Consider the following 15,405-nt stretch of genomic DNA (forward strand, 5'->3'; position numbering starts at 1 on the left):
GGCTGCGGATGAATCGCCCTCCAGGGTATCCCGGCGGCACAGGTCGCCGGAGCCCCCCGGTCAGCCCCGCAGCATCTCCTCCAGCTTCCGCGCCACCGACACCGCCTCCTCACCGGGCAGGGGCACGCCCTGCGGGCCGGTGACGTAGAAGGCGTCGACGGCGTTCGCGCCCAGGGTGGAGACATGCGCACTGCGCACCCGCACCCCCGCGTCCTCCAGCGCTCGCCCGATGCGGAACAGCAGGCCCGGCGCGTCCTGGGCGCGGACCTCGATCACCGTGGCCGAGTGGGACGCGGCGGAGGCGACCGTCACACGCGGGGGTGGGGCGACGACGCCCCGGCGCCTCGGATAGGCGGCGTCCCGCTCGGCGAGGCGGCCCGCCACGTCCAGGGAGCCGTCCAGGGCGCGGACGAGGTCGGCGCGCAGCCGGGCGGCCTGGGGCAGGGAGCCGTACTCGGCGGCGACGCGCCAGTTCAGCAGCAGGACCGAGCCGTCGACGCCGTCGGGCAGGTCCAGGGCGCGCAGCTCGGCCGTGCGGACGGTCAGGCGGTGCATGGCCAGGACGCCGGCCGCGGCGGGCAGCACGCCCCGCTGGTCGGGTACGGCGATCAGCAGCTCCACGCCCAGCGGCTCGGGCTCCCCTGACGGCTCCTCCCCAGGAGGCTCGGTCTGCGCGCGCAGCGCGAGCACCGGCCCGCCCGTGCGGAACGCCTCGACGGCGAGCCGCTCCTGCTCGGCGGTCGGCGCGGCCGCCTCGGGCTCCTCGGCGGCGTCCCCGGCGAGCACGGCGGCGACCCGTTTGACCAGGTCGGCCACCAGCGAGCCGCGCCAGGAGGACCAGGCGGCCGGGCCGGTGGCCAGCGCGTCGGCCTCGGTGAGCGCGTGCAGCAGCTCCAGCGTGCTCTGCGAGCCGACCGCGTCGGCGACGGCCCGCAGGGTCGCCGGGTCCTCCAGGTCGCGCCGGGTGGCGGTCTCGATGAGCAGCAGGTGGTGGCGTACGAGGGTCGCCAGGACGGCCACGTCCGCGCGGTCGAAGCCGATGCGTGCGGCGACGTCCTTGGCGATGATCTCGCCGGCCACCGAGTGGTCGCCGGGCCAGCCCTTGCCGATGTCGTGCAGCAGGGCGCCGACCAGCAGCAGGTCGGGGCGGGAGACACGGCGGGTGAACTCGGAGGCGCGGACCGCGGTCTCGATGAGGTGGCGGTCGACGGTCCACACGTGCACGGCGTTGCGCTGCGGCCTGCACCGCACGCGCTCCCAGTCCGGCAGCAGCCGGCTGACCAGCCCCTCGGCCTCCAGTGCCTCCCACACCTCGACGGTGGGGCGGCCGGAGCCGAGGAGGGTGACGAGCTGCTCGCGCGCCTCGGCGGGCCAGGGCGTCGGGAGGGGCCGTACGCCTGCGGCCATCCGGCGTACGGCGTGCAGGGAGAGCGGCAGGCCGGCCTGGGCGGCGGCGGCCGCGGCGCGCAGCGGGAGCACGGGGTCGCGGTCGGGGCGCGCGGCGCGGGCGAGCACCACCTCGCCGTCCTGCTCGACGACGCCCTCGGCCAGCGGCGACCGCTCGGCGACGGGCTTGCCGCCGCCGAGCATGGCGCGCAGCCGCGGTCGTACGGCACGGGAGCGCAGGACGCGGCCGACCTCGCGCCAGGTGACGTCACTGGCGTACGACACGACTCGGGCGGCCTCGTAGACCTGGCGCAGGAGGGTGTCGGCGTCGAGGAGGCCCAGTTCGGCGGCGACCTGGTCCTGCTCCTGGAGGGAGAGCCGGTCGGTGGCGCGGCCGGTGGCCAGGTGGAGGGCGTCGCGGACGTCGAGGAGGCGGCGGCGGGCGTCGTCGAGTCCTTCGCGCGGGGCGTCGGCGAGCCAGGAGGCGGCGACCGCGCGCAGGGCGGTGGCGTCGCGCAGCCCGCCGCGGGCCTCCTTCAGGTCCGGCTCCAGCAGGTACTGGAGCTCGCCCTGGCGTTCGGCGCGTTCGGCGCACAGTTCCTGGAGCTCGGGGAGGCGCCTGGGTGCCTGGTTCCGCCAGTCGGCGAGGACCGTCGTACGCAATCCGGCGGTGAGCCCGAGGTCTCCGGCGATGTGCCGGGCGTCGAGGAGGCCGAGCTGGACCTTCAGGTCCTCCCCGGCGGTCTTGCGTGCCTCGGCGGGGGTGCGTACGGAGTGGTCGAGGGCGAGTCCGAGGTCCCAGACCGGGTACCAGACCCGGTCGGCGAGCGCGGCGACCGCGTCGGTGTCGGAGCCGTCGTGCAGCAGGAGCAGATCGAGGTCGCTGCGCGGGGACAGCTCGCCGCGGCCGTAGCCGCCGACGGCGACGAGGGAGACGCCTCGCAGGTCCTTGGCTCCGGCGGCGAACAGTCCGGCCAGCCACTCGTCGGTGAGCTCGGCCAGGGCGGCACGGCGCGGCGGCCCGGACCGCGCCCCCTCGGTGAGGAGGCGCAGCCGGGCCGCCGCGTAGCCGCTGGGTCCCGAACCTTCTTCTTCTGTACGGATGTCCGTGTTCGTCACCCAGCGACTCCTGTTCTCGAAGTGTCAGAGCGCGTCGGGGCCGCGCTCGCCGGTCCGGACCCGTACGGCCGTCTCGACGGGGATCGACCAGACCTTGCCGTCACCGATCTTGCCGGTCCGGGCCGCCTTGACGACGACCTCGATCAGCTGCTCGGCGTCGTCGTCCTCGGCCAGCACCTCGATGCGGATCTTGGGGACGAGGTCGACGGTGTACTCGGCGCCCCGGTAGACCTCGGTGTGGCCGCGCTGCCGGCCGTAGCCGCTGGCCTCGGTGACGGTCAGGCCGTGGACCCCGAAGGCCTGGAGGGCTTCCTTGATCTCGTCGAGCCGGTGGGGCTTGACGACGGCGGTGATGAGCTTCATGCGTCCACCTTCTTGCTCGCGGCGGTCTCGGCCACAGGGGCCGGCACGGCGGTGCGGGCGGCACCGCCACCGGCGCCGCTGAAGTCGTATGCGGTCTCGGCGTGCTCGGCCTGGTCGATGCCGGCGATCTCGTCGTCCTCGGGGACCCGCATGCCGATGGTCTTGTCGAGGATGAAGGCGAGGATCGCGGAGACGACCAGGGAGTAGGCGAGGACGGCGAAGACGCCGGCGCACTGCTTCCAGAACTGCTCCAGGCCACCGCCGTAGAAGAGGCCCTCGACGTCGGACTGGCCCTTGCCGCTGGCGAAGAGACCGACGAGCAGGGAGCCGACGACGCCGCCGACCAGGTGGACGCCGACGACGTCGAGCGAGTCGTCGTAGCCGAGCTTGTACTTCAGGCCGACGGCCATGGCGCACAGCAGACCGGCGATCGCGCCGACGGCGATGGCGCCGAGCGGGGAGACCGCGCCACCGGACGGGGTGATGGCGACGAGGCCCGCGACCGCGCCGGAGGCGGCGCCCAGCGTGGTGAACGCGCCGTGGCGGATCTTCTCGTAGGCGAGCCAGGCGAGCATGGCGGCGGCGGTGGCGACCTGGGTGTTGACGAACATCAGGGAGCCGGTGCCGTCGTCGTTGCCGAGCCAGGAGCCGGCGTTGAAGCCGAACCAGCCGAACCACAGCAGACCGGCACCGAGCATGACCAGCGGGAGGCTGTGCGGGCGCATCGGGTCCTTCTTGAATCCGACGCGCTTGCCGATGACCAGGATCACGCCGAGCGCCGCGGCACCCGCGTTGATGTGGACCGCCGTACCGCCCGCGAAGTCGATCACGCCCATGTCGAAGGCCCAGCCGCCCTCGCCCCAGACCCAGTGGGCGACGGGGAAGTACACGACGGTCGCCCACAGCGTGATGAACAGCGCCCACGCGGTGAACTTCACGCGGTCGGCGAGCGCACCGCTGATCAGGGCGGGGGTGATGATCGCGAACATCAGCTGGAAGACCATGAAGACGAGGAGCGGGATGTTGTACGAACCCCACAGCTCGTTCTTGTCGACACCGCTGAGGCCGACCCAGTCGGCGTTCCAGCCGATCAGGCTGCCGGAGTCGGTGCCGAAGGCGAGGGAGAAGCCGTAGAGCACCCACAGGATGGTGACTATCCCGAGGCTGATGAAGCTCATCATCAGCATGTTCAGGGTGCTCTTGACGCGGACCATGCCTCCGTAGAAGAAGGCCAGCGCCGGCGTCATGAGCATCACCAGGGCGGAGCAGATGAGCATGAAACCTGTGTTGGCGGCAGAGAGCTCCGTCTCTGCGGCAAGCGTGATGGCTGGTGCCATCGGCGTCTCCTCGTCGTTGGTACGGCCCCGTGCGGGCGAAGCCTGAGCGGATTGAGGGGTGGGCCGGTTATGCGCCACGAGATTGGCGCAGCGCGGTTTCGGTGGAAGCCCCTCGTTGTTTCGCGGCGGTGACGAAGGCGCCGTGCGTGTTACGCGTCGGTGAATCGGCAGATCTCGGCGCGCGCGATCGTTATCGTGGCGCAACCTTCTGCGGACCCGTCCGCAAGGGGAGAACCGGCCGCGGTCGGCCTTCCGGATGACTGGCATGGGGGAGCCGAGTCGGGCAGTTCGGGAAGGCCGGCCGCGGCCGGGGTCTTTTCGGTGGTGCTCAGACCGCTTCCGCGGTCTCCGGCAGCTCGATCGCGAGCCGGTCGGTGAGGTCGACGACCTCGGCGAGATCACCGAAGTCGCGTACGGCGGTGTCGACGGTCTTTCGGATACGGGTGTTCACCCGCTCGGAACGCACCTTCTTGGCGACCTGCATGGCCTGCGCCGCCAGCACGGTGGCCTGCTCGGGCTCGCGCTGGAGCAGATGCACGGTGGCCATGCCGATGAGGTTGAGCGCATACGACCGCTGGTGCTCGCCGTCCTTCGCGAACAGGTCGACCGCCCGCTGCATCAGCGGCTCGGCGAGGGAGGCGTAGGTGGGGCTGCGGCCGGCGACATAGGCGAGGTCGCGGAAGGAGTGGCTGTTCTCGCCGTGCAGCTCGGCCTCGGAGAAGAAGCGGATCCAGTCGGGGTCCGGGTCGTCCCATTCGTCGGCCTCGGCGAAGGTGTCTTCGGCCATCCGCACTGCCCGCTTGGTCTTGCCGGGCTGGCCCATGTTGGCGTACGCGCGGGCCTCCATCGCATACAGCATCGCCTGGGTGCGCGGGCTCGCGCAGTCCCGGCTGCCGTACTGCGCGAGGTGGATCAGCTCCAGCGCGTCCTCGGGCCGCCCGAGGTGGATCATCTGGCGGCTCATGCTGGACAGGACGTACGAGCCGAGCGGCCGGTCACCGGCCTCCTTGGCGGCGTGCAGCGCGAGCACGAAGTACTTCTGGGCGGTGGGCTGGAGACCGATGTCGTACGACATCCAGCCCGCCAGTTCGGCCAGTTCGGCGGCGACCTTGAACAGCCGGCGGGTCGTCGCCTCGGGCTGCGCCTCCTGGAGCAGGTCGGTGACCTCGTGCAGCTGGCCGACGACGGCCTTGCGGCGCAGGCCTCCGCCGCACTGGGCGTCCCACTGCCGGAACATCACGGTGGTGGACTCCAGCAGGTCCAGCTCGGGCCGGGACAGCTCACCGCGCGCGCGGGTGGCGGGCGTTGACGGCTCGGCCTGTTGTGCGGCGGCCGCGGCGACGGGCACCAGCCAGCGCTGCATGGGCTCGATGAGGGCGGGGCCCGCGGACAGGGCGAGCGAGGTGCCGAGGAAGCCGCGCCGGGCGAGCATCAGGTCGCTGCGCGAGAACTCGCTGAGCAGCGCGACCGTCTGGGGGCCGGTCCAGGGCAGGTCGACGCCGACCGCGGAGGGTGACGGCCGGGCCGCGCGCAGCCCGAGGTCCTCGACGGAGACGACACAGCCGAACCGCTCGGAGAACAGCTCGGACAGGATCCGCGGGATCGGCTCACGGGGGTTCTCGCCGTCGAGCCAGCGGCGTACGCGGGAGGTGTCGGTGGAGATGTGGTTGGCACCCAACTGGCGGGCGCGGCGGTTCACTTGGCGGGCCAGTTCGCCCTTCGACCAGCCGCTGCGCACGAACCACGAGCCGAGCAGCTCATTGGGGCGCTTGTCAGCGTGCCCGCCGCTTCCGCCGTTGCCGCCCACTGGAACGCCCCCATCCCTGAAGACCGCTTGCCGCCCCTTTGCGTCAAGCCCTATCAGAATGCCCTTGGTTCGGGCTTCCCGTCCGGGAGTTCTCACCCTTCGAACGGGGAAGCGAGTTGCCTCCGGCATACCCACGAGCGCATGTGCCGCAGGGCTCGTGTACTCAAAGTAATCCTACGATCACCGGTCCAGCCATGGCGATCCCGGAATCGCCACCATTCGCCACCCCTTCGAATGAACTCACGGTGGCCTTCACAGGATTCACTTGACATAGGACAGCCGGGAGTGAGCGGAGCGATGCACACGGGGGCGCGCACCGCCGGGCGCACCACCCGGTGCACCCGAAGGCGCCACTTGCATCACGGCTCATGAGTGTCCGGCGGTCTCGTAACCACCGGTGCGTCGGACCCGTTGGAGGGGGCATGGGCTTCACGATCGGCAGCAGTCGGGGCATCCGCGACATCCGGTCCGGCACGCGTCGCCGCGGACGCTCGTCGGAGGGCACCGCCGTGGCCGAGTACACCGGACTGTGGGGCTGGGCCGTCGTCCCCGGTGCCCGGGCCGCCGCGGGTGCGTGCTCGTGCGGCCGCGACGACTGCCCCGCCCCCGGCGCGCATCCGCTGGACTTCGCCCCCGAGGTGCGGGCGGGGGCCACGCTGGACGAGGCGACCGGGGCCTGGGCGGAGTTCCCGGGTGCCGCGGTGATGCTGCCGGTCGGCCGGACGTTCGACGTCATCGAGGTCGCCGAGGCGGCCGGGCGCCGGGCTCTGGTCCGGCTGGAGCGCATGGGCCTGCCTCTCGGCCCGGTCGCCGCCACGCCCGACGGCCGCGCCCACTTCCTGGTCGCCCCCGGTGCCGCGGCCGAGCTGCCCGCGCTGCTCTACCGCATGGGCTGGGACGACCCCGGCCTCGACCTGCGCGGCCTCGGCGCGGGCGACTTCATCACCGCACCGCCCTCGGACCGCGCCGGCCTCGGCCCGGTCAGCTGGCTGCGCGCCCCCGACCTCGACTCGGCGACCCGGCCGCCGCAGGCGCGGCTGCTGCTGGGCACGCTGGCGTACGTGGCGCACCGCTCACGGGCGTGACCTGCCGGGCGGCGACAATAGCGAAGGGCCCTGCCGCATCTGCACCGTGCGACGGGGCCCTTCTCTTCTCTGCCCACCGGGCTCAGCCATCAATTGAGGAACCACGACGGCGAGCAACCACGTCCGCGAGAGCGGCGCCGGTTTAGGCGCAAAAAGGGGCTCACTCCCCGATGAGCGCGTCGACGAACGCCTCCGGCTCGAAGGGCGCCAGGTCGTCCGCACCCTCGCCGAGCCCGATGAGCTTCACGGGGACACCCAGCTCGCGCTGGACGGCCACGACGATGCCGCCCTTGGCGGTGCCGTCGAGCTTGGTGAGGACGATGCCGGTGATGTCGACGACCTCGGCGAAGACACGGGCCTGCACGAGGCCGTTCTGCCCGGTGGTGGCGTCCAGCACCAGCAGCACCTCGTCGAGCGGGGCGTGCTTCTCGACGACGCGCTTGACCTTGCCGAGCTCGTCCATGAGGCCGGTCTTGGTGTGCAGACGCCCTGCGGTGTCGATGAGGACCACGTCGACCCCCATCTCCTTGCCCTCCTTCACCGCGTCGAAGGCGACGGAAGCGGGGTCGCCCTCCTCGGGCCCGCGCACGGTGTGGGCGCCGACGCGCTCGCCCCAGGTCTGGAGCTGGTCGGCGGCGGCGGCCCGGAAGGTGTCGGCGGCGCCGAGCACGACCGTACGGCCGTCCGCGACGAGGACGCGGGCGAGCTTGCCGGTGGTGGTGGTCTTGCCGGTGCCGTTGACGCCGACGACCATCACGATGCCGGGCTTGCGGTCCTCCGGCTCGGTCTTCACGCTGCGGTCGACGTCGGTGCCGACCAGCTTCAGCAGTTCCTCGCGCAGCAGGGCGCGCAGCTCGTCGGGCGTGCGGGTGCCGAGCACCTTCACGCGCTCGCGCAGCTGCTCGACCAGCTCCTGGGTGGGCTGCACGCCGACGTCGGCGGTGAGCAGGATGTCCTCGATCTCCTCCCAGGTGTCCTCGTCGAGGTGCTCGCGCGAGAGCAGCGTGAGCAGCCCCTTGCCGAGGGCGTTCTGGGAGCGGGACAGACGGGCGCGCAGGCGCACCAGGCGCCCCGCGGTGGGCTCCGGGATCTCGATCTCGGTCGGCGGGAGCTCTTCGACGACGGGCGGTTCCTCGACGGCGGTGGCGCCGGCGCCGGGGAGGTCCACCTCCTCGATGGTGCGGCGCGGTTCCTCCCGCGGCGTCTCGGCCTCGTCGCCGACGTGCGGCTCGGCCGGAGGGGCGGTGATGTCGGGGGCGGCGGGCGGGGGCGGGGGCAGCGACTTCTTCCGTCGGCTGCCGACGACGAGCCCGCCGAGCGCGCCGAGCACGACCACGGCGATGACTACAGCAAGGATGACGATGTCCATAACGCGTCCAGTATCGGCCATGGGTCCGGATCGGACCCTCTTGTGCGTTCCTCCAACGGGTGAGCCTGCACACCCCTGGCCATCTGACACCCCGTCAGCTACGGTCCCCCTGCCGAGCCGCCGTCCGCCGAAGGGGGCCCCATGCCCGTCACGGTCGTACGCCTCAACCTGGTCGAACCGGGCGCCACCCCCGCCTCTCTCGCCGCTCGCTACCGGGCCGCCCTGGAGATGGCGGCGTACGCCGACGAGCGCGGGATCGCCACCGTGCAGACGGAGGAGCACCACGGCGTGGCGGACAACTGGCTGCCCTCGCCGTTCGCCTTCGCGGGCGCGGTCCTCGGCGCGACACGGCGGATCGCGGTCACGGTGTCGGCGGCGATCGGCCCCCTGCACGACCCCCTGCGGCTGGCCGAGGACATCGCCGTACTGGACCTGGTCGGCGGCGGCCGTCTGGTGACGGTCGCCGGGATCGGCTACCGGCCCGAGGAGTACGTGATGTTCGGCGTGGACTACACCCGCCGCGGCAAGCTGCAGGACGAACTGCTGGAGACCCTGCTGAAGGCCTGGACCGGCGAGGAGTTCATGTACCGGGGCCGTACGGTACGGGTCACCCCGCGCCCGGTGACGCGGCCGCACCCCCTGCTGCTGGTCGGCGGCTCCTCGAAGGCGGCGGCCCGCCGGGCGGCTCGCCTGGGCCTGCCGTTCTTCCCCAGCGCGCACCTGCCGGAGCTGGAGGCGTACTACAAGGAACGGCTCACCGAGTACGGCACCGAGGGCTGGACCATGATGCCCGCCGCCGAGACCCCCCTCCTGCACCTCTCCGAGGACCCCGACCGCACCTGGGCCGAGCACGGGAGCCGCTTCCTGCACGAGGCCCGCACCTACGCCTCCTGGCAGTCGGCCGACATCCGCTCGGCGGTCAGGTCGGCGGCCTCGACGGTGGAGGAACTGCGCGCGGAGGGCGTGTACCGGGTGCTCACTCCCGAGGAGTGCGTGGCGCTGGGCCATGACACCTACGTACTGCATCCGCTGGTGGGCGGGATGCCGGTGGAGGAGGGGTGGCGCAGTCTGCGGCTGTTCGCGGAGGAAGTGCTGCCGGCGCTGGGCGGCTGACCGGCGCGGATACTCGGTGGTCCCGGTGGGGCGGCCACTGATCCACTCAAGGCATGAGCCTACTGGTGGAAGTGTTCGTCCGGGAACCGGACGGGAGCATGCGGATCCTCGACGTGCCCGACGACGTCTTTCAGTCCGGCGGTTTCGAGTCCTGGCGCAGGACCGTGTGGGGCTCGGACCTGGTGCGCTCACTGGGAGCCCGCTTCCTCCCCGTCCTGGCGGAGGAGAACCTGGAGGTGGAAGCCGGTCAGGTGCCGGAGTTCCTGCGCGAGGTCGCGCTCTTGCGGGCCCATCTCGACTCGATCGCCCAGGGCACCGAGCACCCGCGGACGGTGGAGGAGCACCGGGGCCACATCGAGGTGCGCCTGCGGATCATCGAGGACAGCGCCCACAAGGCCCTGGAGATCGGCGGTGGCGTTCTGATCTGGTGAGCGGCATCTGGTGAGCGGCGCTGTGCAAGACCGCCGCCCCCGGCCCGGGGGGTGGCCGGGCCGGGGGCGGCGAAGGGACGAGGAGAGGGGCAGCGGGGACTTGGCCCTCCTCCCCGAGTTCGGGGGCCTCAGCCCATCTCCTCCAGGGACTTGCCCTTCGTCTCCTTGACGAACTTCAGGACGAAGGGGATGGAGAGCGCGGCCGAGACGGTGTAGATCACGTAGGTCGCGGACAGGTTCCAGTCGGCCAGGGACGGGAAGCTCGCGGTGATGGCCCAGTTGGCGATCCACTGCGCGGAGGCGGCCACACCGAGCGCGGCGGCGCGGATCCGGTTCGGGAACATCTCACCGAGCATGACCCAGACGACCACACCCCAGGACAGGGCGAAGAAGAGGACGAAGACGTGGGCGGCGATCAGGGCGGTCCAGCCCTGCGCGGCCGGGAGCTTGCCGTCGATCAGGTCGTAGGAGAAGGCCCAGGCCTCCAGGGCGAGGCCGATCACCATGCCGACCGAGCCGATGATGGCGAGCGGCCTCCGGCCGACGCGGTCGACGAAGATCATGGCGATCACGGTGCCGACGATGTTGATGATCGACGTCGTGAAGGAGTAGAAGAACGACTCCGTCGGGTCGACGCCGACCGACTGCCACAGCGTCGAGGAGTAGTAGAAGGCGACGTTGATGCCGACGAACTGCTGGAAGACCGACAGGCCGATACCGACCCAGACGATCGGCTTGAAGAAGAAGGAGCCGCCGAGCAGGTCCTTGAAGGAGGACTTGTGCTCGCTCTTCATGGCGTGCTCGATCTCGGCGACCCGGGCGTCGAGATCGATGTCGCCCTCCACCTCGGTGAGGATCTCGCGGGCGCGTTCGCGCTTGCCGACGGAGAGCAGGAAGCGGGGTGACTCGGGGATGGCGAAGGACAGCAGGCCGTAGAGGACGGCCGGGACGATCATGACGCCGAGCATGACCTGCCAGGCCTCCAGGCCCATCAGGCTGCCGCGCTGGTCACCGTCGGCGGCGTTGAGCAGACCCCAGTTGACCAGCTGCGAGACCGCGATGCCGATGACGATGGCGGCCTGCTGGAAGGAGCCGAGACGGCCTCGGTAGGCCGGCGGGGCGACCTCGGCGATGTAGGCGGGGCCGATGACGGAGGCCATGCCGATGGCGAAGCCGCCGACGACGCGCCAGAAGGCGAAGTCCCACAGCGAGAAGGGCAGCGCCGAGCCGACGGCGCTGACCATGAACAGCACGGAGGCGATCTGCATGACCCGGATGCGGCCGATGCGGTCGGCGATGCGGCCCGCGGTCGCGGCGCCGATGGCGCAGCCGATCAGGGCGATGGCGATGACCTGGGCCAGCCCGGCGGAGCCGATGTCGTAGCGGTCCCGGATGGCCTCGACGGCGCCGTTGATCACGGAGCTGTCGTAACCGAAGAGAAAACCGCCCATCGCGGCGGCGGCCGCGATGAAGATGACGTGCCCGAGGTGATCGGGATGAGCCGTTCCGGCTCCTGACTTGGATGCCTGCGCTGTGCTGGTCACGTTCAACTCCTCGGGCCATCGGCAGCGCTGCCGAAGGTAAAAACAACGTTGCCGAGACTATGCCTTCAAGTGTCGAAGTCAAGAGGTGCCGACTGTGACGTTTCAGCGCACGCGTGAGGGCAATGTGTTCAAGTCTTGAAGATGATCTTCAGCGGAGTCGTTGACTGATGACCTTCGACACGCCGTCGCCCTGCATGGAGACGCCGTACAGCGCATCGGCGACCTCCATCGTGCGCTTCTGGTGGGTGATCACGATCAGCTGCGAGGCCTCCTGCAGCTCCTGCATGATCCGGATCAGCCGCTGGAGGTTGGTGTCGTCCAGCGCCGCCTCGACCTCGTCCATGACGTAGAACGGGCTGGGCCGCGCCTTGAAGATCGACACCAGCAGCGCGACGGCCGTCAGCGACCGCTCACCGCCGGACAGCAGACTGAGCCGCTTGACCTTCTTGCCCGGCGGACGCGCCTCGACATCCACACCGGTGGTCAGCATGTTGTCGGGATCGGTCAGCACCAGCCGGCCCTCACCGCCGGGGAACAGCCGGCTGAAGACGCCCTCGAACTCCCGGGCGGTGTCCCGGTAGGCCTCGGTGAAGACCTGCTCGACGCGCTCGTCGACCTCCTTGACGACCTGGAGCAGATCCGCGCGGGTCTTCTTCAGGTCCTCCAGCTGCTCGCTGAGGAACTTGTGCCGTTCCTCCAGCGCCGCGAACTCCTCCAGCGCGAGCGGGTTCACCTTCCCGAGCTGCTGGTACGCCCGCTCGGCCGCCCTGAGCCGCTTCTCCTGCTCCGCGCGGACGAAGGGGCGGGGCTGGTTGCGCGGGTCCTCCGGGTCGTCGGGCAGCATCTCGCCCTCGGCGGGCGGAGAGGGCGGCACGAGCTGATGCGGGCCGTACTCGGAGACGAGCCCGGCCGGCTCCACACCCAGCTCCTCCAGCGCCTTGGTCTCCAACTGCTCGATCCGCAGCCGCTTCTCCGCGCCCAGCACCTCGCCCCGGTGCACCGAGTCCGTCAGCTTGTCCAGCTCGCCCTTGAGGTCACGGCCCTCGGCCCGCGCCGCGGTCAGCTCCTGCTCGCCCCGCGCCTTGGCGGCCTCGGCGGCGGCGCGCTCGCGCTCGGCACGGCCGAGGGACACCTCGACATGCGCCAGCAGGGTGCGCGCGCCCTGGGCCACCGCCCCCGCGACGGCCGCCTCGTGGCGCAGCCGGGCCTGCCGCTGCTCGGCACGCGCGCGTGCGTCGCGCTCCGCCCGTGCGGCGCGGTCCAGGGAGTCGGCCCGGCCGGCCAGTCCCTTCACCCGCTCCTCGTGCGTACGGACCTGGAGGCGGGCCTCCATCTCGGTCTGCCGCGCGTTGGCGCCGTCCGCGGCGAGACGGTCCCGTACCGCCGTGTCGGGCTCCTCCTCGAACGGCATCTCCTCCGCGACCGCCAGCCGCTCGGCGAGTTCCTCGACCTCCTGGAGGGCCTTTTCGAGGGCGTCCTGCGCCCGTGCGGCGGCGGCGCTGCTGCGCTCGGCCTCTCCGGCGGCGCCCCTCGCCTGTCCGGCGAGCCGGCCGAGCTGCTGGGCCACCGCCGACTTCTCGCGGTCGGCGGCCCTGCGCCGCTCGCCGAGTTCCTCCACGAGGGTGCTTGCTTCTCTACGTCGTTCGGTCGCCGTCTGCTGCTGTTGCTGGAGGGCCTCGCAGCGGGACGCCAACTCCTCCAGCTCGGCGGCGGCCTCGTCGACGGAGGCCTGGACCTCCAGGAGGCTGGGTGCGCCTGCGGAGCCGCCCTGCGCCAGGTGCGCCCCCAGCAGATCCCCGTCCTGGGTCACTGCTGTCAGCTCCGGCCGCGCGTACACCAGCTCCTCAGCGTCCTCCAGCGTCGCCACGACGACGACGCCGTGGAGGAGTTTGCGTACGGCAGGCATCAGCTCGGCGGGGCCACGGACGAAATTCGCCGCGGGCGGTGCCGGTTGCTCATCGGCCGCCGGTACGTCGTGGTTGCTCGCGCAGTTCCCCGCGCCCCTGAAGGGCGATGCCTCCGAGGCCCCCGCCAAGAGCAGGGTCGCCCTTCCCCCGTCCTGCTTGCGCAGCAATCGGATGGCCTCTGCCGCCGAGGACGGCGAGCCGACCGCGACGGCGTCTGCCGCCGCTCCCAGCGCTGCCGCCAGAGCCACCTCGTACCCCGGCGTGATCGTCAACAGTTCCGCCGCCGGGCCCAGCAGGCCGGAGAGGCGATCCCGTGCGCCCAGAAGTATTCCGGTGCCGTCCTTGCGGCGCAGGCCGAGCGACAACGCGTCCCGGCGGGCCTGGGTGGCCGCCCGCTGGCGTTCCGCCGCCGTGGCGGCCTCCCTCGCGGAGGTCAGTGCCGCCTCGGCCTCGGCCAGTCGCCGCTTGGCCTCATCGTGCTGTTCGGCCAGTTCCTCATCGCCCGCGTCGAGGGCGTCGACCTCGGCCTGGAGGGCCTCGTACTCCTCCTGGGCGGCGACGGCACGTTCGCGCGCCTCGTCGCGGGCGGCGGCGAGGCGGTCGATCTCGGCCTGGGCGGAGGCGGCACGGGAGCGGGCGGCGCTGACCTGGCCGGCGAGGCGGGCGAGGCCCTCGCGGCGGTCGGCGATGGCACGGGCCGCGTCCTTCAGGCGCCGCTCCTCGACGGCCAGTTCGCGCTCCAGCTCAGCGCGGTGCGCGACGGTGTCGTCCAGGGCGTGCTGGGCCGCCTCCAGGGCCGCCTCCAGCTCGGCCTCCTGTTCCCGGATGCGGGCGGCCTCGCGCTCCATGTCCTCGGGGTCGCGCCCGCGCCGCTCCTCGGGGGGCGCCGAGGTGGCGCTCTTGACCCGGGCGTCGGCCAGCGAGATCGTGCCGCGCACCCGCTCGGCGAGCTGGGAGAGCTCGTACCAGCTCTGCTGGGCCCGCTGGAGGCGCGGGCTGAGGCGGCGCACCTCGTCCTCCAGGAGCGCCTCGCGCTGGAGGGCCTTCTTCAGCTCCTGCTCGGCTGCTTCCTTGCGTTCCTTCAGCGCGGCCTCGTCGGCGACCTCGGCCTGGAGCGCCTGCTGCAGCCGTACGAGGTCGTCGGCGAGGAGGCGCAGGCGGGCGTCGCGCAGGTCGGCCTGGATGACGGCGGCGCGCCGGGCGACGGCGGCCTGGCGGCCGAGGGGCTTGAGCTGCCTTCTGAGCTCGTCGGTGAGGTCCTGCACACGCGCGAGGTTGGCCTGCATCGCGTCCAGCTTCCGCAGCGCCTTCTCCTTGCGCTTGCGGTGCTTCAGCACCCCCGCGGCCTCTTCGATGAAGGCCCGGCGGCCCATCGGGTCCGCGTGCAGGACGGAGTCGAGCTGGCCCTGGCCGACGATGACGTGCATCTCGCGGCCGATGCCGGAGTCGGAGAGGAGTTCCTGGATGTCGAGGAGCCGGCAGGTGTCGCCGTTGATCTGGTACTCGCTGCCGCCGTTGCGGAACATGATCCGCGTGATGGTGACCTCGGCGTACTCGATGGGCAGCGCCCCGTCGGAGTTGTCGATGGTCAGGGACACCTCGGCGCGGCCCAGCGGCGGGCGGCCGGTGGTGCCGGCGAAGATGACGTCCTCCATCTTGCCGCCGCGCAGCGACTTGGCGCCCTGCTCACCCATGACCCAGCTGAGGGCGTCCACGACATTGGACTTGCCCGACCCGTTCGGCCCGACCACGCAGGTGATACCCGGTTCGAACCGGAGCGTGGTCGCCGAGGCGAACGACTTGAACCCCCGGAGGGTCAGGGCCTTGAGGTGCACGCCGCTGGACTCTACCTTCCGGTCCCTGTCTCACTCCATGAACGCGCGGTTTCGCGGGTGAACGCCGGGGGCACACCAGACGTTGAAGAGGCTGAAAGGATGCGCGGGG

Annotated in this window: 10 protein-coding genes; 3 read left to right on the top strand and 7 right to left on the bottom strand. The window is 71.8% G+C overall.

Annotated elements, in window-relative coordinates:
• Window positions 1-60: 60 nt before the first annotated feature.
• From RKD23_RS11140 to RKD23_RS11155, 4 genes are all read right to left on the bottom strand, one after another.
• Window positions 61-2,505: a [protein-PII] uridylyltransferase gene (locus RKD23_RS11140; RefSeq protein ID WP_424853548.1), complete on the bottom strand. Its 2,445-nt coding sequence runs from the start codon at window positions 2,503-2,505 to the stop codon at window positions 61-63.
• Window positions 2,506-2,529: 24 nt separating this feature from the next.
• Window positions 2,530-2,868, bottom strand: coding sequence for a P-II family nitrogen regulator (locus RKD23_RS11145; RefSeq protein ID WP_133046785.1), 339 nt, complete (start codon window positions 2,866-2,868; stop codon window positions 2,530-2,532).
• Entirely contained in the window at window positions 2,865-4,205 is a 1,341-nt protein-coding gene (locus tag RKD23_RS11150; RefSeq protein ID WP_424853549.1) for an ammonium transporter, read from the bottom strand. Before RKD23_RS11150 ends, RKD23_RS11145 begins: the two co-directional genes overlap by 4 nt.
• A 328-nt stretch (window positions 4,206-4,533) precedes the next feature.
• On the bottom strand, window positions 4,534-6,012 hold the full coding sequence (locus RKD23_RS11155) for a hypothetical protein (RefSeq protein ID WP_404046374.1): 1,479 nt from the start codon (window positions 6,010-6,012) through the stop codon (window positions 4,534-4,536).
• Between the two features lie 422 nt (window positions 6,013-6,434).
• Here RKD23_RS11155 and RKD23_RS11160 point away from each other — a divergent pair, with 422 nt between their 5' ends.
• Window positions 6,435-7,097: a bifunctional DNA primase/polymerase gene (locus RKD23_RS11160; protein ID WP_424853550.1), complete on the top strand. Its 663-nt coding sequence runs from the start codon at window positions 6,435-6,437 to the stop codon at window positions 7,095-7,097.
• 160 nt (window positions 7,098-7,257) lie between these two features.
• On the opposite strand, the gene ftsY is transcribed toward RKD23_RS11160, so the two are convergent.
• Window positions 7,258-8,466: a signal recognition particle-docking protein FtsY gene (gene ftsY / locus RKD23_RS11165; RefSeq protein ID WP_424853551.1), complete on the bottom strand. Its 1,209-nt coding sequence runs from the start codon at window positions 8,464-8,466 to the stop codon at window positions 7,258-7,260.
• A 141-nt stretch (window positions 8,467-8,607) separates the two neighbouring features.
• Here ftsY and RKD23_RS11170 point away from each other — a divergent pair, with 141 nt between their 5' ends.
• Complete coding sequence (locus RKD23_RS11170; protein ID WP_424853552.1) at window positions 8,608-9,579, top strand: LLM class flavin-dependent oxidoreductase; 972 nt, start codon at window positions 8,608-8,610, stop codon at window positions 9,577-9,579.
• Window positions 9,580-9,632: 53 nt separating this feature from the next.
• Window positions 9,633-10,010, top strand: a complete 378-nt coding sequence (locus tag RKD23_RS11175) for a hypothetical protein (protein ID WP_424853553.1) — start codon at window positions 9,633-9,635, stop codon at window positions 10,008-10,010.
• Window positions 10,011-10,138: 128 nt separating this feature from the next.
• On the opposite strand, the gene RKD23_RS11180 is transcribed toward RKD23_RS11175, so the two are convergent.
• Both RKD23_RS11180 and smc read right to left on the bottom strand, forming a co-directional pair.
• Window positions 10,139-11,554 carry a sugar porter family MFS transporter gene (locus RKD23_RS11180; RefSeq protein WP_424853554.1) on the bottom strand — a complete coding sequence of 472 codons (1,416 nt, stop codon included), beginning with the start codon at window positions 11,552-11,554 and terminating at the stop codon, window positions 10,139-10,141.
• 148 nt (window positions 11,555-11,702) lie between these two features.
• Window positions 11,703-15,296, bottom strand: coding sequence for a chromosome segregation protein SMC (gene smc, locus RKD23_RS11185; RefSeq protein ID WP_424853555.1), 3,594 nt, complete (start codon window positions 15,294-15,296; stop codon window positions 11,703-11,705).
• Between the last annotated feature and the right edge of the window lie 109 nt (window positions 15,297-15,405).

Origin of the sequence: Streptomyces sp. SAI-170, assembly GCF_049739565.1 — a bacterium.
GTDB lineage: Bacteria > Actinomycetota > Actinomycetes > Streptomycetales > Streptomycetaceae > Streptomyces.